Source organism: Bacillus sp. FSL K6-3149 (assembly GCF_038630515.1).
Classification (GTDB): Bacteria; Bacillota; Bacilli; order Bacillales; family Bacillaceae; genus Bacillus; species Bacillus pumilus.
Genome location: NZ_CP152034.1, coordinates 919,832 through 938,811 on the forward strand (window position 1 = coordinate 919,832; position 18,980 = coordinate 938,811).

An 18,980-nucleotide genomic window follows, 5' to 3' on the forward strand; every position below is an offset into this window, starting at 1 on the left:
AAGAAGACAAAGGGTTAATGTTTAGCCCTATGTCTTCTTTTCAGCTTATTTGAGAATCTTGAGGAGTGAATACATATGAACGGAACGTTTCTATATGACGAGTTTAACGGGCGTCAGCTTGATATTTACGTTCCACAGGACACCTCTATTAATGTTCCAGCTGTCTTTGTACAAGATGGCTCTTCTTTGTTTAGAACACACCTGCTAGAGATCGAAAGACTGATCGAAGCCAAAACCATCTCTCCAATCATCATTGTCGGCATACACCCCTTCAATCGACTTGACGAGTATACACCATGGAAGGCGTCATCACTGCACTCTGGGTTTCCTGACTTTAAAGGCGAGGCACAGACGTATATGTCATTTTTAGCGAATGACTTGCTCCCATATATCAAAAGAAAATATCCAGTCAAACAGACCTGTCATGAACATAGTCACATAGGTGCTTCATTAGGTGGGCTATTTGCAATTTATACTTTATTGATGTACCCTGCTCTTTTTAAAAACATCGCATCTATCTCTGGGTCATTTTGGTATCAAGATTTTCTGCCGTTTGCTAAACAACAAAGCATTCAGTATGTGGATCACCTTATTTATTTGTCTGTGAGCAGTGAAGAAGGTAAAGGCAAAACATCTGCTCAACAGCATATGCCTTTATTCAATAAACAACTACATGATCTTTTATTACAGAAAGGGATGCAGGAATGGCAGCTGCACTATCACATCGAACAAGGGGAGGGCCATCATCTGAAACAATTTCAAAAAAATTTCTTATCAGCCCTAAAGTGGTTTTATCAAAGAGAACTCTAATTTTTTATCTGCAAGGCACAAAGCCGATATGATATATTGGAACCTATAGATTGAAAGAGGAGGGATTTGCGTATGAGACCTTTACAAATCTCAGCCGATACAGCACAAAAACTTGCGGCATCACTCAATGTACCATTGAACAAATCATGCATATGCCGCAGCATATCTTAATCGCTAAACTAGCAGAACTTGAACAGAAGAAAGATCGTTCTTCTTAAAGAAATAAAGGAGTTTACATTCATGGAACAACAACTAGAACAATCAACATTACATCCCCGCAGCAAGGGACAAACCATCCTGCTGATTGCTGGGATTTTACTCATTGCATTTAACCTGCGGCCTGCCATTACGTCCGTCGGCCCTCTCATCGGCGCCATTCGTTCCGATTTGCAGCTTTCAAATGGACTTGCGGGTTTTCTCACCACTTTACCACTGCTCTCATTCGCATTGCTTTCTCCAATTGCACCTAAAATCGGAAAGCGTCTTGGCAATGAACGAACCCTTTGGCTTGGGCTTGCTGTCCTTCTATTTGGGATTGTGATTCGCTCGTTTGGCTCGATCACCTTCTTAATGGTGGGAACCGCGCTTGTCGGTGTCGGGATTGCGATATGTAATGTGCTTTTACCGGGGCTTGTGAAGCATAAATTTCCTGCACATGCTGGTTTGATGACGAGCGTGTATACGACTTCGATGTCCGTCTTTGCGGCACTTGCATCAGGTGTCAGTGTTCCGCTCAGCCATGCAATGCCTGGTGGCTGGAATACTTCATTCCTCGTATGGGCTGGCCTTGCACTTCTCGCGATGATGGTCTGGGCGCCGCAGCTTCTTCATCAGAACACAGCGGCCGTCAAAAGCATTTCGCTCACAGAGCAGCCGATATGGCGTTCGCGTGTCGCATGGCAGGTGACCTTTTTTATGGGCTTGCAGTCATTCCTTTTTTATAGCAGCATCGCCTGGTTTCCTGATATTTTAACATCACATGGAATGAACCTGTCGACAGCCGGCTGGATGCTGTCCATTATGCAGTTTGCTGGGCTGCCATCCACCTTTTTAACGCCTGTTTTCGCGGAAAAATTAAAAACACAAAGACCGCTTGTCTTGGGCCTTGTCCTTGTGTATTTACTTGGCATGATTGGGCTTCTTCTCGGAGGATCGACGCCTATTCTTGTGATCTCTGTTTTATTGATCGGCATTGGACAAGGTGCCAGCATCAGTCTGGCGCTCACTTTTATCGGATTACGGACGACCAATATGGAGCAAGCCGCTGCCCTTTCCGGAATGGCGCAGTCTCTCGGTTATTTATTAGCCGCCGTTGGTCCTTTCATGATCGGTATCCTTTTTGATCTCACACATACATGGACGCCATCCATTATCATCTTTATCATCATCCTATTTTTCATGTTTATCTCCGGTATGCGAGCCGGACGAAGCGTCTATATTTCAGATCCATCATAAAAAAAGAACCCGCCTCCTCATGAGACGGGTTCTTTTCGGTTTATGCTTGTTCTGTCACGTGTACCTTTAATGTTGCTTGTACCTCTGGATGAAGCTTCACCGGTACATTTGTGTAACCTAATGCACGGATGGCGTCATTCAGCTCGATTTTGCGCTTATCGACTTTGATTTGATGATCTTTTTGCAATTTATCAGCGATTTGTTTGCTTGTAATAGATCCAAACAGACGGCCGCCTTCACCTGATTTTGCTGTTAGTTCCACTGTTAGCGTCTCAAGTGTTTCTTTTAATTGTTTCGCTTGTTCAAGCTCTTGGATGGCATTCTTTTTCTCTTTGTTCTTCTGCCCTTCCAATGCGCTTAGGTTCGTTGGGTTTGCTTCAACTGCTAACCCTTGTTTGATGAGAAAGTTGTGAGCGTATCCGTCAGCTACATTCTTGACTTCGCCTTTTTTCCCTTTGCCTTTTACGTCTTTTAGAAAGATGACTTTCATCTTTGAACCCCTCCTTCGAAATATTCATCAATGGCAGCTTTTAACTGCTCTACCGCTTCTTCAATGGTTATACCATACATTTGGGTGGCAGCGTTAGTTAAATGACCGCCGCCATCTAACGCTTCCATGATAATTTGGACGTTGATATCTCCTAATGATCTCGCACTAATACACACCGTGTTGTCATCTCGTCTAGCGACAGCAAATGACGCTTCTACCTCACTCATTGACAACAGGGAATCTGCCGTCTGGGCAATCGTGATTTGATCATAATACTCCGAGCTGTCTGACGGTAATGAAGCAATCGCCACCTGATTTTGATACAGATCTGTATGCTGAATGAGCTTTGCCCGTTTGATGTAATGATCGACGGTCTCTTTTAGGAATTTTTGCACAAGGACAGGATCTGCCCCCTTCGCACGAAGATAAGATGCTGCATCAAACGTTCTTGATCCCGTTCTCAGCGAGAAACTCTTCGTATCAACGATGATCCCTGCGAGAAGCGCAGTAGCTTCAATCATGTTAATGCGCAATTTCTTCGGCTGATACTCTAAAAGCTCTGTCACAAGCTCTGCTGTGGATGAAGCATACGGCTCCATATAGACAAGTAATGGGTCACGGATAAACTCCTCGCCGCGTCTATGATGGTCAATGACCACGATATTTTCAATTTTATTGAGTAGTCGTTCTTCCATGACGAGAGACGGTTTATGTGTATCCACGACCACAAGCAGCGTGTCATCCTTCGCAAGCTCCATGGCTTCCTCTGGGGTGATAAAACGTGACCAAAGATCTTCATAATTCTTAATTTCACTAATCAAACGTTGAACACTGTCCCCAATCTGGTTGGCATCAATGACAATATAGCCTTCTTTCCCATTAGCCTGGGCGACCTTTAAAATCCCAATGGATGCACCGATTGAGTCCATGTCTGGGAACTTATGCCCCATGATCATGACATTTCCGCTTTCAGAAACAATTTCTTTTAAAGCATGAGAAATGACTCGTGCGCGTACACGTGTCCGTTTCTCCATTGGATTCGTTTTTCCGCCGTAGAATTTTACTTTTCCATTCGGCTGCTTAATGGCTACCTGATCCCCGCCTCGTCCGAGGGCAAGATCAAGACTCGACTGCGCAAGTGCCCCAAGCTCTTTTAAAGAAGGTACGGATGCACCGATCCCGATACTCAAGGTAAGCGTCGCACTATGCGCTCCTGTTTTCTCACGGACCTCGTCTAGAATAGAGAATTTCGACGCTTCCAGCTCTGCTAAAATGCTCTCATTTAGAACCGCCATAAATCGTTCGGACGAAATTCGCTTCAGGAAAATGCCATATTCCTGTGCCCAATTGTTTAACAGAGACGTCACTTCACTATTAATGGTGCTTCGCACCTGATCGTCAAGGCCCTGCGTGACATCATCGTAATTGTCTAAAAAGATATAAGATAACACCGTTCGTTCATTTTCGTACTGTCTTTCAATTTGTACCTGTTCTGTGACATCAAAGAAATATAAAAGGCGCTCTGACCGTTTAATAATGACTTTGAATTTCCGGTCATTCAGCGTCACATTTTCTGTCTCGACCTCTTGTTTAATAAGAGGCACAATGGACTCGAATGTATCATACAAGGATCTGCCGACAAGCGTGCTTTCATGAAAACACGAAGCGAGAAATGGATTTGTCCATTCGATATAATACTGGTCATTAAACAGCATAATACCAATTGGCATTTCCATTAATGCTTCTTCTCCAACCTTTTTGACTCGATAGGATAATGTTGAAATATATGAATCAATCTCTTTTTGCACTTGCGTATCTGCCCACTTTAAGAAGTAGAGCACACCTGCAAGGACTAAAAGACCAACCGCTCCTATGATCCAATTATAATAAAGGTTGAGGAGGACTGTGACCACCGCAAGGAAAATCAAAGCGATGATCGGATACTTGATGACAGGTTTTCTATAGAAGCTTGGCACTGATATCAACTCCTCAACATTCAGAGTGAATTATTTGTTTTTTACTTTTTCTCTTAAATCAAAGCCTATGTCAGCAATCCCTATAATACGCACAATCACACTGACTGGCGGATAGAGAACCCCTAACACGATAGCGAAAATGGGCACCGCTTTTGAGATGCTTTTTTCGTGGCAATAATAGAAGATAAAAGAAAATCCCTGAATAAGCACCAGTATAAATAAAATTTGAAACGCACTCGTTTGAACGAGCGATAAAAAGCTGCCTTTTTCCGTCTGAATCAGCATCAAAAGCAGTGTGAGTAAATAATACCATACCATGCTTTTTGGCAGCCGCATATCCTTAAATTTCTTCAAGGCTGGCATGTCTTTGACAAACCGTTTGATCAGAGGCTTCACAAACCAGTGGTTCACGAACGCCGTCAGCGTAACTAACATCAACAGCGCGACAGGTAAAGCACTCAATGCAGCATCCTGCATCTCTCTGAACTGCTTCAGCTGCTTCGCAATGTCCTGCTCAGAAGCGCCGGATTGCTTTAAGACACTCTCTAACATCGGAATCATTTGCTCAATCGACTCTTTCGCGATACCCATGATATCGACTTGAAAAAGCTGAACACTGACAACAAAGGAGATAAGAAAACTAAATAAATAGATCAGCGCACCTGTAATGATGGCATTCCCAGGCTGCCGTCTGCTGTAGAAAACACCCATGCCTAATCCGACAGCAATCAGAATTGGCGCCGTCATGAGTCCATTAATAGATCCAATTAAAAAGCTGATCACTATCCCAATAGCGCCAGCAGCAATTCCTTTTTTCAAGCCGTGCCTGATTGTATAGAGGATGATCGGAATCGGAGCAGCTAGAAAGAAAATAATGGATAATAGCGGCACATACAAATAAAACAGCGTCATGACAGAGAAAATACTGATCATGATAGCGCCCTCTACTAACGCTTTTGTTTGTTTCACACCTTCACCTCTATCCAATCCTTTTACTATATCTTGCTCAATGTGTCCTTCTATGTATACGTACGATGTAAGCTAAACCATGTCTTACCCCAACCTTTATTTTACCATAGCGGTAAATCTCAAGTAAAATGCAGGCTATCTTAGGAGCGTTTCACGTGGAACACTGATATCGATTCGTACATGCAACTTTTCAAACAGCATGTTACAATTTTTTAGATTATTCTTAGCTATAAACCCTGAATTCAAGGTCAAAAGCTGTTAGAATAGAAGCATCATCAATAAATGTAAGAAGGAGAATTCACATGGGAAAAACACTCGTATTCGGACACAAAAACCCTGACACAGACACGATTTGCTCTGCTATCGCTTACGCTGATCTAAAAAACAAAATCGGCGTCGAAGCAGAAGCGGTCAGACTTGGAGAAATCAATGGAGAAACACAATACGCATTAGATTTCTTTAAACAAGAAGCACCTCGTTTCATTGAAACGGCTGCAAACGAAACAAAGCAAGTCATTCTTGTCGATCATAACGAATTCCAACAAAGTGTAAGCGATATTGATCAAGTACAAGTGACTGAGGTCATTGACCATCACCGTATTGCCAACTTTGAAACAAGTGAACCTCTATACTATCGTGCTGAGCCTGTTGGCTGTACAGCAACAATCTTAAACAAAATGTACAAAGAGAACCACGTGAAGATTGAAAAAGAAATCGCTGGTTTGCTTTTATCTGCAATCATTTCTGATTCCTTGCTATTCAAATCACCAACATGCACACAACAAGACATTGATGCTGCGCATGAGCTAGCTGAAATTGCAGGGGTAGATCCAGAAGTTTACGGCCTAGACATGCTAAAAGCTGGCGCTGACCTAAGCCAAAAAACGGTTCAAGAACTAATTACAATTGATGCAAAAGAATTCGCACTAGGCAATAGCAAAGTGGAAATTGCGCAAGTCAATACAGTAGATATCGCAGAAGTTACAGCAAGACAGGCTGATATTGAAGCGAAAATCAATGAAGTCATCGCAGCGAAAGATCTTGATCTATTCGTTCTAGTGATCACAGACATCCTAGAAAATGACTCTCTTGCACTTGCACTCGGTGCCGAAGCTGCAAAAGTAGAAAAAGCATTTAACGTCACACTTGAAAACAACACCGCTTTACTAAAAGGTGTTGTATCAAGAAAGAAACAAGTCGTACCTGCACTGACAGACGCACTTTCTTCATAAACACAACAAGACTGCTGACATGTTCAGCAGTCTTGTTTCTTCTTTTAATGAATGTACATATCACTTACAAGGACATCCTTTAACACACTTGTTGGAATCGTAAATTCCACTACACCCATGTAACCAGGCGCCACATCATATTCATTAAAAGAAATCACCAGTTTGCCTTTTGAATTGATATAGAAGCTTTGATCTGGCTGAATCTTCTTAAACGGATCAACCGTATCTTGCTTGGTAATCCAATAAATCTTATTTGAATCCTCTTTCATCTGTTTCTTCATTTGGTCTTTAATATTTTCACTAATCACATCAATATAACGGTCATCTTTAAACAAGCTTGGTAATGTAATGAGTACACGATTTTTCTTATCCACCGTATCATACGTCATTTCCTCTGCCGCAGATGCTTGAGTCGTCACCTTGTATCGACCTAGTGAAAGAATTTGATCATTGTTTGTTCTCACTTCATATCCGCTCTCTACACTTAAATGACCATTTTTATAACCCTTTGTTTCCTTCTCAAAATCTTGATACAGCTTTTTATTTTCAGCTAAATATTTTTGATTCAGGCTGTCTTGTAATTTTCCGTCCCCAAGCCCTGAAACGTGTGGTGTTTTAAGGTCAATATTCGTTCCTTGATCGCTCTTTTTAAATTCTGTGAATGTCACGACTTTCACCAGCTCGCCAATGACAGGTATTTCCGAAATCGCTCTTGCCGCCTGTGGACTGACATTCACAGTCGTGACAAATAGAGCAGCCGCAGCAACAAGTCCGATCGTCCATTGCTGAAAATGAGGTTTTTTGTTTTTTCGTTTTAATGTCCGTTCAACCATAGCATCATATTCCGGCGGAATAGGGATTTCTAAATATTCCTCTTTTAACTGTTCCAAATGCTTATCCATTTATATTTCCTCCTGCGATAATTCTACTTTTAAAAGCCGCAACGCCTTATATAATCTTGTTTTGATGGTGTTTTCGTTTTCTTCGAGAATGTGGGCGATGTCCTCTAGTTTTAAATCTTCAAAGAATCTCAAGATAATGATGACCCGGTACATGTCGGGCAAATCCTCTATGGCTCGTCTGACATCTTGATCTTCATATACATCTGATTCACCCTGTGATAAGAATTCAAGCGTGTCATCGTCTGTCACCTGCACCCGCTTCTTCTTTCGTAAAAAGTCAAGGGCAGCATTCACCACGATTTTATAAAACCAGCTATGCATCTTGGTCGCATCCTCTAATCGGTGAACAGATTTGAGTGCTTTATGAATCGCCTCTTGAACGACATCCATCGCATCTTCTGGGTTTTTGACATAACTATAGGACAATCGATAAAAACTGTGTTTATGCTCCATTACGTAATCAGCAAATTGATCCTCTATTTTTCGTTTCTTCATTTTACAAAGAGCTCCTTTATCTTAAATGCGCATCGGTTATTTCTTACAATGGATAGACGCGCACCTTTTGAAAATAGTTTGCGCTCGATTATTTTTTAACATGTCATCCCATTTCCGTTTCTATACAAAAAGAGCGAACCAGACAGGTTCACTCCTTCAAAGCGGATATTGTTTGATGGACAAACTGTTTAAGTGGGGAAAGCGGATGAATGATCGGAATGCCTGTCTCCTTTTCCATCTGCTGTGCCGCATAAACCATCGATAGCTGCATCACGCAAATGTCTCCACTTTTTTTCATACATCTTCTGAGCTGTTTTTTAATTTGCTCCTCATAAGCATGCATGTCACCGTTTAGGCAAAGGTGAAAGATATCCTCCATCACCATAACCCCTGCATCAATCTGTTTGCCGTGCTCTTTTGCATATGATTCAAGCCGCTCCATTGTCCCATCCACTGTATCCGGGTTTGAAAACACAAGTTGAAGAGGCCCTTTTCTCTGACAAATCAGTTCAAATAACGGTTCATCAATCGGAACAATCGGTTGCTTAAAGAGATACTGCTGATCACCCAAGGCGGCAATGTATTGTGTACACGTGAGCAGAATGATGTCGGCTTCATCTTCTTTCATCAATTTGTTGATGGCATAGGTTTGCTGCTTGTGAGGATTAAAATCGGGATCTTGTGTAGCACGTTCTATAAATGATGAATCGACCGTGTGATGCAGCTCAACATCGGTATCACCAAACACCTCTTCTATATAGGACTGATTAGACGGATGGGCATGAAGGCAGTGTAATCGAATCATCAGGTTCGCTCCTCGTGAAAGTTTTCAATCATTATATCAATCCTTGTATGAAATAGGGAGAAAGATGACCATATTGTTAGGGAGATATTGAAGGAGGGATTTAATTGAAAGAAGATCAACACCCTAAACCATCTTCAGAGTCAGAAGACACTTTAACAAATCGTCAAGGTCATCCCGTAACAGACAATCAAAATATGAGAACCGTTGGGAATAGAGGACCCACTACGCTTGAAAACTACGATTTCCTAGAGAAAATCAGTCATTTTGATCGCGAACGTATTCCTGAACGTGTCGTCCATGCGCGCGGGGCCGGAGCTCACGGTTATTTTGAAGCCTATGGCACATTCGGTGATGAACCTATTTCTACTTATACAAGAGCAAAGTTATTTCAGGAAAAAGGGAAAAAGACACCTGTTTTCGTCCGTTTTTCTTCTGTCATTCACGGCGGTCATTCGCCAGAAACGTTGCGCGATCCGAGAGGGTTTGCGATTAAATTTTATACAGAAGAAGGCAACTGGGACCTCGTTGGAAACAACCTGAAAATTTTCTTTATCCGAGATGCTTTGAAGTTTCCAGATTTGGTTCATGCCTTTAAGCCTGATCCTGTCACCAATCGGCAGGACGGCGAGCGTATTTTTGATTTCGTTTCGCAATCTCCTGAAGCGACGCATATGGTGACATTTCTCTTCTCACCTTGGGGCATCCCAGCAACCTATCGCCACATGCAAGGCTCAGGTGTCCATGCGTACAAATGGGTGAACCATGAAGGAAAAGCAGTGCTGGTCAAATATCACTTTGAACCGAAGCAAGGGATTCGCAACCTGACGCAAGAACAGGCTCAAGCGATACAAGGTGAAAACTTTAATCATGCCACACAGGATTTATATGAAGCCATTGAGCAAGGAGATCATCCTGAATGGGAGGTCTATGCGCAGATCATGGAAGATGATGCCCACCCTCACCTCGATTTTGATCCGCTTGATCCGACAAAGCTTTGGTACAAGGATGACTATCCATGGAAACCGATCGGACGGATGGTATTAAATAAAAATCCAGAAAATTATTTCGCAGAAGTTGAGCAGGTTGCCTTTGGGACTGGCGTTCTCGTAGACGGTTTGGATTTCTCAGATGATAAGTTGCTTCAAGGGCGCACCTTCTCTTACTCTGATACGCAGCGATATCGTGTGGGACCGAACTATTTACAGCTGCCGATCAATGCACCGAAAAAGCATGTCGCCACGAATCAAAGAGATGGGCAAATGGAATACCAGGTCGATCAAGGCAAAGGACAAAATCCTCATGTGAATTATGAACCATCGATCCTCGGCGGATTAAAAGAAGCAAAGCAGGCTGGAGAGGATCATACGCCTTTTGTAGAGGGTGACGTCAAACGGGAAGCCATTGACCGCCCGAACAACTTCGGACAAGCCGGAGAAACGTATCGCCGCTTCAATGATTGGGAACGTGAAGAATTGATTAAGAACTTAGTCAACACCCTTGCGACCTGTCAAACAGACATTCAAGAGCAAATGATCGAAAACTTTACAAAGGCTGACCCTGATTACGGAAAGCGTGTTGCTGACGGATTAAAAGCTTTTAAACAAGAGCAACCAAGCGGACCTATAGGATCTACAGGCGCCGCACAAGCTGTAGACGAAGCGATCAACAACAGCACACCATCAGATCCTTATTAAATAAAAAAGAATGCAGCGCCTGGGCTGCATTCTTTTTGTATTCATTGATTAAGCGTTTTGACCTTTTTTGATCCATTCTGCTACATTGACTGTACGTTTTGCTTGATGTTTTGCAGCAGCTTCTGCGTCCTCTTGGATCTTTCCATTTTGGTCAACAGTGACACTCACGCCGTAAGGGTTGCCCCCTGCACCGTATAATGAGTCATCTGTGTATCCAGGAGCGGCAATAATCGCTCCCCAGTGGAACATCGTTGTGTAAAGACTGAGAATGGTCTGCTCCTGCCCGCCATTTGGGTTTTGTGCAGAGGTCATCGCACTCACTGCTTTGTTTGCCAATTTCCCTTGGAACCATAAGCCACCAGTTGTGTCTAAGAATTGCTTCATTTGAGCCGGTAGGTTACCAAAACGTGTTGGCATGCTAAAGATGATGGCATCTGCCCACTCTAAATCACTTAATTGAACCTCTGGGACATCCTTTGTTTCGTCTAAATGTGCTTTCCATGCTGGATTTGATGCTACAACTGCTTCTGGTGCCAATTCAGCAACCTTTAATACTTTCACTTCAGCGCCAGCTTCTTTCGCTCCAGCCTCTGCCCATTTTGCCATCTGATAGTTTGTACCTGTTGAACTATAATAAATAATTGCTAATTTTACGTTTTCCATTTGTTCCATCTCCTTTTGTTTGGTTTGCCCAAAAAGCTTCTGTAAAAATCCCATCTATATTCCCTACCTTCATTAAAATTGACGACGATACCATAATGCCGCAGCATCGACTTCTTCTCTCGTTAGCTGATGTCCGCGATTTTCCCAATGTAGTGTGACCGAAGCGCCTGCGCCTTGCAGCAATTGCTCAAGCTCCTGTGATTCCTCTGGACGGCACATTGGGTCATTTTCACCAGCTGCGATAAAGACTTGTTTCCCCGCCAATGAAGGCAATGAAACTCCGCGTCTTGGAACCATTGGATGATGCAGGATCGCTCCTTTTAACGCATCCTCGTAATGGAATAAAAGACTTCCTGCAATGTTCGCCCCATTGGAATATCCAAGAGCGACGACATTGTGACGATCGAACCCATATTCATCTGCTGCTTCTCCGATAAATGTATAAAGTTCCTCTGTCCGCTCAATTAAATCCTGCTCATCGAAAACACCCTCTGCTAAACGTCTGAAAAAGCGCGGCATACCGTTTTCCAACACATTCCCTCTCACACTAAGAACGGATGCGTCAGCATCTACTAAATCGGCAAGCGGCAATAAATCTTCTTCCGTCCCGCCAGTACCATGCAGTAATAACAAAACAGGTCTTTGTTCATTCTTTCCTTTTCGAAAAAGATGTTTCATCATAAATCTCCTTTCCCTTTGATTTCTCTTACCTCAATAGGCAGTACAATTTGTTCAATCTGACTGCGCTGCGCCTCATATTGCGGTGGCAGTTTCAATGCTTCACCCATTGTTTCCACTGATTCGTCGTGTGCAAACCCTGGAGGATCAGTCGCAATTTCAAATAATATGCCGCCAAGCTCTCTAAAATAAATGGCATTGAAGTAATTTCGATCTTGCACAGGTGTCACTTGATACCCGCTTTGTGCAATATGTCTTTGCCAATCTAATTGATCCTGATCATCTGTCGCTCTCCATGCAATATGATGCACCACTCCAACACCCATACGTCCGCGTGCAACAGGTGTCTTGTTCACATCAATGACATTGCCTATCTCACCAAACGAACGGAATCTCACATAGTCCTCTTCTGCTCCAACTCGTTCAAAACCCATTGTTTGTTCTAGTAGCTGCATCGTTTGCTCAGGCTGTGATGTTAACAAAACAGCTCCGCCAAATCCTTTGATCGCGACATCTGGTGTGACTCCGTTAAATGTCCACTCATTTTGTTTCCCTTCCGCACGCTCTACAAGCTCAATCAACAAGCCGTGTGGATCTTCAAGTGAGAGAAAGGCTTCACCAAAGCGTTCAACCATTTCATAAGAAATATCAAATTGCTCAAGACGTTCCTTCCAGAAAGAGAAAGCGCCTGGCGGTACGACATATGTCGTCACGCCCACTTGACCTGCGCCAATTTGTCCCTTTTGAGCACCTGGCCAAGGGAAAAACGTGATAATCGTTCCCGGAGATCCTCCTTCATTTCCAAAATATAAATGGTAAGTACCTGGATCATCAAAATTCACGGTCTTCTTCACGAGACGAAGTCCTAAAACACCTGCATAAAAATCAACGTTCTCCTGAGGATGTCCTACAATTGCTGTGATATGGTGAATTCCTTCTGTTTTCTTCACTTCTAATGACCTCCTAATCATGAAGTAACAAGCCTCTATTTCATTATGTCTTTACTGACGTCTTTATATTATCTCGAATTCGAGATATTAAACCAAAAAAATATATTTATCTCGAATTAAGGATATGATGTTTTTAAATAAAAGTCAACGATTTTTGTTTTTCCTTTTAAAAAAGCAGGTCTGCTTTTACATAACAGACCTGCTCTTCCATGATTATCGCAGTAATTTTTTCTTTTTTAAATAGGCTTTCGCTACCTGAAATGCATCCTTACCTTTCACATTCACTTCATAATTCATTTCTCTCATCTCATCGTCTGTGATTTGACCACCAAGCTTATTGAGAGAAGCCTCAATCTCAGGGTACTCCGTTAATGTCTCCTGCCTTAACAGCGGTGCTCCTTGATATGGCGGGAAAACATGCTGATCATCATCAAGCACCTTTAATTTGTATTGCCTCAATTCACTGTCTGTCGAATAGGCATCGACTAAATTGATATCTCCTTTTTGAATCGCTCGATACCGAAGCTTCGGTTCCATCGTCACTACATCATCAAAGGAAAATTGATAGGTCTTTTGAATACCTCGATACCCGTCCTGTCGATCAGAAAATTCTAAGGTGAATCCAGCCTTTATGCGATTCTTGATTTTAGCTAGATCAGAAATATTGGATACATCATATTGATCAGCTAGCGACTGAGGCACGGCTAAAGCATACGTATTGTTGTAAGCCATCGGCTCAAGAAGGCGGAGCTGAAAGGATGATTCCAAACCGCGCCGCGCTTGCTCATACACTTTTTCTTTATCTGTGCTTTTCGCTGTTTGTTTAAGGAACTCAGAAATTGCAGTACCCGTAAACTCAGGATAAATGTCAATATCACCAGAACGTAAAGCTTGAAAAACAAAAGACGTCTTGCCAAGACCAGGCTTAAGATTGACTTGAATATCCGTATCCTGTTCAATTAAAAGCTTATACATCGAGATCAGAATTTCAGGCTCTGATCCTAGCTTTCCACCGATGGTGATTTCTTTTTTTTCTTGTTGAAAAAGTGCTGGGCCCGCGACAATAGCTCCTGCAATCACAGCAAAAACCGTCACAGAAATCACAGTCTTTTTAAAAGAAATTTTCTCAAACGTACGCAGCACCACATCAAATAAGAGTGCGAGTAAGGCTGCTGGTATAGCGCCAATGACAATGAGTGACATATCATTTCGGTCAATCCCCAGCAAAATAAGACTTCCTAATCCCCCAGCTCCGATCAGTGCGGCAAGAGTGGCAGTTCCCACAATGAGAACCATCCCGGTTCGGATACCTGCCATGATAACTGGCATGGCCAGAGGCAGTTCCACCTTTAATAACCGTTTACGATGATTCATTCCCATGGCAAGCGCCGCTTCCCTCAGGGAAGGATCGACCTCCTGAATACCTGTATATGTATTTCTTAAAATAGGGAGTAGGGCATAAACGACAAGCGCAATAATCGCAGGCACTTGCCCAATCCCAACGAGAGGAATCAGCAAGCCAAGCAGCGCAAGCGACGGGATTGTTTGCAAGACCGCCGTCACCCCAATCACCCATTCTGCAAGCTTTGGCACCCTCGTTAAATAGATACCTAAGGGAATGGCAATCAAAATGGCTAAAAATAAAGCAATAAACGAAATTTGAATATGCTCAAGCAAGGCGTGTCCCAATTGTTCTTTTCGATCCAATAACACACTGATCCAATCATTCATGTGACTCGCCCCTCTCTCTAGGAGAATCAGCTAAAAACTGAATCACCGCTTGACGATTCACTAGTCCAATTCGCTCCCCATCCTTTTCCACAGCCAATTCCTCATGCTTTGCCAATTGGGATAAGACCTCATCCAGCGTGGCATGTGCTGTGATCGCTTCATAGCCTAAAAGAGACTCATGAGGCATTGGTCTAGCCATGGCCTCTAGCTCAAACGCTTGTTGTCCTACATGGCGAGCAGCACCTGAGACAAACTCCCGAACAAAAGCATTGACTGAGTGTTGAACCAATTCCTCTGGACGACCAATCTGCACCACTTTCCCTTCCTTCATGATACAAATTCGATCACCAAGCCTCATCGCCTCCTGCATATCATGCGTCACGAAAACAATGGTCTTTTGAATACGGCGCTGCAAATCAAGCAGATCATCCTGCAATTTCTCCCTTGTTAATGGATCTAACGCACTAAAGGGTTCATCCATTAGGACAATCTCAGGATCAGCTGCAAGTGCGCGTGCCACACCGACACGCTGCTGCTGTCCACCAGATAGCTCTGACGGCTTCCGATGTCGATACATAGCTGGATCAAGCCTAACCATCTGCATCAATTCATCCACTCGCTTATTGATCTCATACCGGCTCCATTGTTTGAGCTCTGGTACTACAGCGATATTTTCTTCAATGGTCATATGAGGAAAAAGAGCAATTTGCTGCAGAACATACCCAATATCCCAGCGCAGCTCATACAGATCATAATCATTTATTTTTTGACCCTTTATGTAAATCTCACCTTCTGTAGAAGAAATGAGACGATTGATCATTTTCAATGTCGTCGTTTTCCCGCTTCCACTAGGTCCAATGAATACAAAAAACTCACCCTTTTGAATCTCTAAATCAACGGATTCAACGGCATAACGCTCATCTGAAAATTGCATCGATACCTTCCTAAATTCAATCATCTTCCCACGCCCTGACTGCAATTATTTTCTAGACTACCAATATGACAGATCGACCCCATATTTGTATAGAACAAACTGTCACTTTTACTCTCTTTTACATACTTCCCCTAAGATGCCCGCCAAAAACAGCTCTAGTCAGTTCGGATGAGATTCTTCGTGAGACAATAAAAAAAGCGAAGAGCTCGAGGCTCTCCGCTTTTAAGTCAACGACTTACTCACCAGTAACGTATGGAAGTAATGCCATTTGACGTGATTTTTTAATCGCTAATGTCAATTTACGTTGATACTTAGCGCTAGTTCCTGTTACACGACGAGGTAAAATTTTACCACGCTCAGAAACAAACTTTCTAAGAAGATCAACATCTTTGTAATCGATGTGCGTGATACCGTTAGAAGTAAAGAAACATACCTTACGACGTTTCGCACGACCGCCTCTGCGTCCACCTGCCATTTGTTTTCACACCTTTCCTTTAGTCAATTTTTCAGATCAATTAGAATGGCAAATCATCATCGGAGATGTCAATCGGTTTACCATCATTCGCAAATGGGTCATCATTGAAGCTATTTCCCTGATTACGATTTTGTTGGTTGCTTTGATTGCCATATGGATTTTGACTTGGTTCATTTCCAAATGGATTCTGATCGTTTTGGCTACCGCCATAATACTGGCCTCCGCTATTGCCACCGCCGCTGTATCCACCTGAACCAGCACCGCCGCTCTTAGGCTCAAGAAATTGAACACTTTCAGCTTGAACTTCTGTCACGAAGACACGCTGTCCTTGCTGATTTTCATAGTTTCTTGTCTGCAAACGACCGTCTACACCGGCAAGACTTCCTTTTTTCAAGAAATTAGCCACGTTCTCGGCTTGTCTTCTCCAAGTAACACAGTTAATGAAATCGGCTTCACGCTCTCCAGATTGATTCGTAAACGTACGATTCACAGCTAGAGTAAACGTGGCTACAGCCGCACCATTAGGCGTGTAGCGAAGCTCAGGGTCTTTTGTTAGTCTTCCGACCAATACAACACGGTTTAGCATATTGAAAGACCACCTTTAAATATATATTTCAATGATTTATACTTCTTCTTTAACAACAATGTGGCGAATGATATCGTCACTGATCTTAGCTAAGCGGTCAAATTCTTGAACTGCTGCAGCGTCAGATTGAACGTTTACGATTTGGTAGAAGCCTTCACGGAAATCGTTGATTTCGTATGCAAGACGACGTTTACCCCAATCCTTTGTTCCAGTGATCTCCGCACCGTTTGAAGTTAACACGTTATTGAAACGCTCGATAACTGCTTTTTTAGCCTCATCGTCAACTGTTGGGCGGATGATGTACATAACTTCGTACTTTCTCATCTGATTGCACCTCCTTTTGGTCTAAGCGGCCCTATACGGGCAAGGAGCAATAAATTATATTACTCACAATTGTATATTATAACAAATTACTTGGCCTATGACAAGAACCTATACATTAAAACGGAAATGAATGACGTCTCCATCTTTCACTACATATTCTTTACCTTCTAGACGGACTTTTCCAGCCTCTTTTGCAGCAGACATGCTTCCACCAGCAAGTAAATCTTCATATGCAACCGTTTCAGCACGAATAAACCCACGTTCAAAGTCCGTATGAATGATTCCAGCACATTCCGGTGCCTTCATTCCCTTTTTAAACGTCCAAGCGCGTACTTCCTGCTCACCTGCTGTGAAATAAGTAGCTAAACCAAGAAGTGAATAAGATGCTTGAATCAGCTGATCTAGACCTGACTCTTTGATGCCAAGCTCTTCAAGGAACATCTGCTTCTCTTCTCCTTCAAGCTCTGCAATTTCAGACTCGATCTTCGCACATACGACGATGACTTCAGCATTTTCACTAGAAGCAAACTCACGGATTTGCTGCACATATTCGTTGCCGTCATGATCTGCTACTTCATCCTCACTCACATTTGCTACATAAAGAACTGGTTTAGATGTGAGTAAATGAAGCTGTTTCACAAGCTTTTGCTGCTCATCTGTAAATTCTACAGATCTTGCCGATTTCCCAGCTTCAAATGCGTTCATTAGCTTCGACAAAATATCAAATTCAGCTACCGCTTCCTTATCCTTTTGTTTTGCAAGCTTACTCACACGAGCCAAACGTTTTTCAACTGTTTCTAAATCAGCCAAAATCAACTCTAAATTAATGGTTTCGATATCTGACACAGGGTCAACCTTACCTGATACGTGTGTGATGTTATCATCTGCAAAAGCTCTCACCACGTGACAGATCGCATCTACTTGACGAATGTGAGAAAGGAATTTATTCCCTAAACCTTCACCTTTTGAAGCCCCTTTGACAATACCAGCAATATCAGTGAATTCAAAAGCAGTCGGAACTGTCTTTTTCGGCTGCACCAATTCTGTTAGTTTTTGCAAACGTTCGTCTGGAACTTCTACAATTCCGACGTTTGGATCAATGGTACAAAACGGATAGTTAGCAGACTCCGCTCCAGCCTGTGTAATTGCATTAAATAGCGTTGACTTCCCGACGTTAGGTAAGCCAACAATACCAGCTGTTAAAGCCATTCTTTCATCTCCTCTATATCAAACGTGCTCGTTATACTGCGTAATATGAACCTAGAGCAATTATAAGTAGGTTTACATGAAAAGACAAGTTAACCGTTATGCATTATCAATAGAAGAAACATTGCCAAAAAGAATAAATCAATCCTTCAAAACAGGAATTTGCATCTAATTCTTCTATACAAAAGAAGAATTTCATTAAAAAAGCATGAGGCCTACTTAAGCAGTTGGCTCCTCATGCTTGACGAGAATTTTCTTCATTTTTCTTTCAAAGTCTCTTCTTGGGATCATGACGCTATGCCCGCAGCCTTCACATTTAATGCGAATATCCATGCCCAACCGAATCACTTTCCACCGATTGACACCACATGGATGGGGCTTTTTCATTTCAACGACGTCATGTAACCCAAACGCTTTGTCTGCCATCAGCTTTCACCTCTCTTGCTCACTTCATTGAATCTATTGTACAAAAAAACGGCGATGAAGAGCAATGCACAAAGCAAAGACCCTCTTTCAATCGTTCATCCTATTCTTTTTTATAGAAAAAACCCTTCTTTTAGATCATTTTATTTGTGACCAATAGTTACTTAAACTCCGCTTTTTTT

At 42.5% G+C, this 18,980-nt stretch carries 21 protein-coding genes; 5 read left to right on the forward strand and 16 right to left on the reverse strand.

What is annotated here, in order from left to right:
* Positions 1 to 75: 75 nt before the first annotated feature.
* The 3 genes from MHB83_RS04710 to MHB83_RS04720 are packed head-to-tail and all read left to right on the forward strand — an operon-like array spanning position 76 to position 2,265.
* Complete coding sequence (locus tag MHB83_RS04710; RefSeq protein ID WP_342496694.1) at positions 76 to 810, forward strand: alpha/beta hydrolase-fold protein; 735 nt, start codon at positions 76 to 78, stop codon at positions 808 to 810.
* Positions 811 to 860: 50 nt separating this feature from the next.
* Positions 861 to 1,028: a YycC family protein gene (locus MHB83_RS04715; RefSeq protein WP_342496695.1), complete on the forward strand. Its 168-nt coding sequence runs from the start codon at positions 861 to 863 to the stop codon at positions 1,026 to 1,028.
* Positions 1,029 to 1,050: 22 nt separating this feature from the next.
* A complete protein-coding gene (locus MHB83_RS04720) occupies positions 1,051 to 2,265 on the forward strand; it encodes an MFS transporter (RefSeq protein ID WP_003214688.1) in 1,215 nt (404 codons plus the stop codon).
* A gap of 40 nt (positions 2,266 to 2,305) precedes the next feature.
* On the opposite strand, the gene rplI is transcribed toward MHB83_RS04720, so the two are convergent.
* From rplI to MHB83_RS04735, 3 genes are read right to left on the reverse strand one after another with little or no spacing between them, the layout of a single operon-like run.
* Positions 2,306 to 2,755, reverse strand: coding sequence for a 50S ribosomal protein L9 (gene rplI, locus MHB83_RS04725; RefSeq protein WP_251190546.1), 450 nt, complete (start codon positions 2,753 to 2,755; stop codon positions 2,306 to 2,308).
* Positions 2,752 to 4,731 carry a DHH family phosphoesterase gene (locus tag MHB83_RS04730; protein WP_003214961.1) on the reverse strand — a complete coding sequence of 660 codons (1,980 nt, stop codon included), beginning with the start codon at positions 4,729 to 4,731 and terminating at the stop codon, positions 2,752 to 2,754. The genes rplI and MHB83_RS04730 overlap by 4 nt, the downstream gene beginning before the upstream one ends.
* Positions 4,732 to 4,761: 30 nt before the next feature.
* A complete protein-coding gene (locus tag MHB83_RS04735) occupies positions 4,762 to 5,700 on the reverse strand; it encodes a YybS family protein (protein WP_342496696.1) in 939 nt (312 codons plus the stop codon).
* 302 nt (positions 5,701 to 6,002) lie between these two features.
* Between MHB83_RS04735 and MHB83_RS04740 the strand changes: the two genes are divergently transcribed.
* Positions 6,003 to 6,932, forward strand: coding sequence for a manganese-dependent inorganic pyrophosphatase (locus MHB83_RS04740; protein ID WP_335355789.1), 930 nt, complete (start codon positions 6,003 to 6,005; stop codon positions 6,930 to 6,932).
* Positions 6,933 to 6,976: 44 nt separating this feature from the next.
* Here MHB83_RS04740 and MHB83_RS04745 read toward each other — a convergent pair whose 3' ends face one another.
* From MHB83_RS04745 to MHB83_RS04755, 3 genes are all read right to left on the reverse strand, one after another.
* Complete coding sequence (locus MHB83_RS04745; RefSeq protein WP_342496697.1) at positions 6,977 to 7,834, reverse strand: DUF3298 domain-containing protein; 858 nt, start codon at positions 7,832 to 7,834, stop codon at positions 6,977 to 6,979.
* Entirely contained in the window at positions 7,835 to 8,329 is a 495-nt protein-coding gene (locus MHB83_RS04750) for an RNA polymerase sigma factor (protein ID WP_050944666.1), read from the reverse strand. It lies immediately after the preceding gene.
* Between the two features lie 148 nt (positions 8,330 to 8,477).
* On the reverse strand, positions 8,478 to 9,134 hold the full coding sequence (locus MHB83_RS04755) for a hypothetical protein (RefSeq protein WP_342496698.1): 657 nt from the start codon (positions 9,132 to 9,134) through the stop codon (positions 8,478 to 8,480).
* Positions 9,135 to 9,238: 104 nt separating this feature from the next.
* Here MHB83_RS04755 and katX point away from each other — a divergent pair, with 104 nt between their 5' ends.
* Positions 9,239 to 10,828: a catalase KatX gene (gene katX, locus MHB83_RS04760; protein WP_050944668.1), complete on the forward strand. Its 1,590-nt coding sequence runs from the start codon at positions 9,239 to 9,241 to the stop codon at positions 10,826 to 10,828.
* A gap of 48 nt (positions 10,829 to 10,876) precedes the next feature.
* Here the strand turns inward: katX and wrbA are convergent, their stop codons facing one another.
* The 10 genes from wrbA to MHB83_RS04810 all read right to left on the reverse strand — a co-directional run bounded on the left by wrbA (position 10,877) and on the right by MHB83_RS04810 (position 18,801).
* The gene (gene wrbA, locus MHB83_RS04765) at positions 10,877 to 11,545 is read right to left on the reverse strand and encodes an NAD(P)H:quinone oxidoreductase (protein ID WP_034620302.1); all 669 of its coding nucleotides are present in this window, start codon (positions 11,543 to 11,545) and stop codon (positions 10,877 to 10,879) included.
* An 18-nt stretch (positions 11,546 to 11,563) separates the two neighbouring features.
* Entirely contained in the window at positions 11,564 to 12,172 is a 609-nt protein-coding gene (locus MHB83_RS04770; RefSeq protein WP_034620304.1) for an alpha/beta hydrolase, read from the reverse strand.
* Entirely contained in the window at positions 12,169 to 13,140 is a 972-nt protein-coding gene (locus MHB83_RS04775; protein ID WP_342496699.1) for a ring-cleaving dioxygenase, read from the reverse strand. Before MHB83_RS04775 ends, MHB83_RS04770 begins: the two co-directional genes overlap by 4 nt.
* Before the next feature lie 192 nt (positions 13,141 to 13,332).
* Positions 13,333 to 14,850, reverse strand: coding sequence for an osmoprotectant update ABC transporter permease/substrate-binding subunit OpuFB (opuFB, locus tag MHB83_RS04780; RefSeq protein WP_212046505.1), 1,518 nt, complete (start codon positions 14,848 to 14,850; stop codon positions 13,333 to 13,335).
* On the reverse strand, positions 14,843 to 15,808 hold the full coding sequence (locus MHB83_RS04785; protein WP_342496700.1) for an ABC transporter ATP-binding protein: 966 nt from the start codon (positions 15,806 to 15,808) through the stop codon (positions 14,843 to 14,845). Before MHB83_RS04785 ends, opuFB begins: the two co-directional genes overlap by 8 nt.
* A gap of 211 nt (positions 15,809 to 16,019) precedes the next feature.
* Entirely contained in the window at positions 16,020 to 16,259 is a 240-nt protein-coding gene (gene rpsR / locus MHB83_RS04790; protein ID WP_008347556.1) for a 30S ribosomal protein S18, read from the reverse strand.
* 40 nt (positions 16,260 to 16,299) lie between these two features.
* A complete protein-coding gene (gene ssbA / locus MHB83_RS04795) occupies positions 16,300 to 16,845 on the reverse strand; it encodes a single-stranded DNA-binding protein SsbA (RefSeq protein ID WP_003215157.1) in 546 nt (181 codons plus the stop codon).
* 36 nt (positions 16,846 to 16,881) lie between these two features.
* Positions 16,882 to 17,169, reverse strand: a complete 288-nt coding sequence (rpsF, locus tag MHB83_RS04800) for a 30S ribosomal protein S6 (RefSeq protein ID WP_003215073.1) — start codon at positions 17,167 to 17,169, stop codon at positions 16,882 to 16,884.
* A gap of 108 nt (positions 17,170 to 17,277) precedes the next feature.
* Entirely contained in the window at positions 17,278 to 18,378 is a 1,101-nt protein-coding gene (gene ychF / locus MHB83_RS04805; RefSeq protein WP_003214682.1) for a redox-regulated ATPase YchF, read from the reverse strand.
* A gap of 216 nt (positions 18,379 to 18,594) precedes the next feature.
* Positions 18,595 to 18,801, reverse strand: coding sequence for a DUF951 domain-containing protein (locus MHB83_RS04810; protein WP_012011910.1), 207 nt, complete (start codon positions 18,799 to 18,801; stop codon positions 18,595 to 18,597).
* Positions 18,802 to 18,980 lie beyond the last annotated feature (179 nt).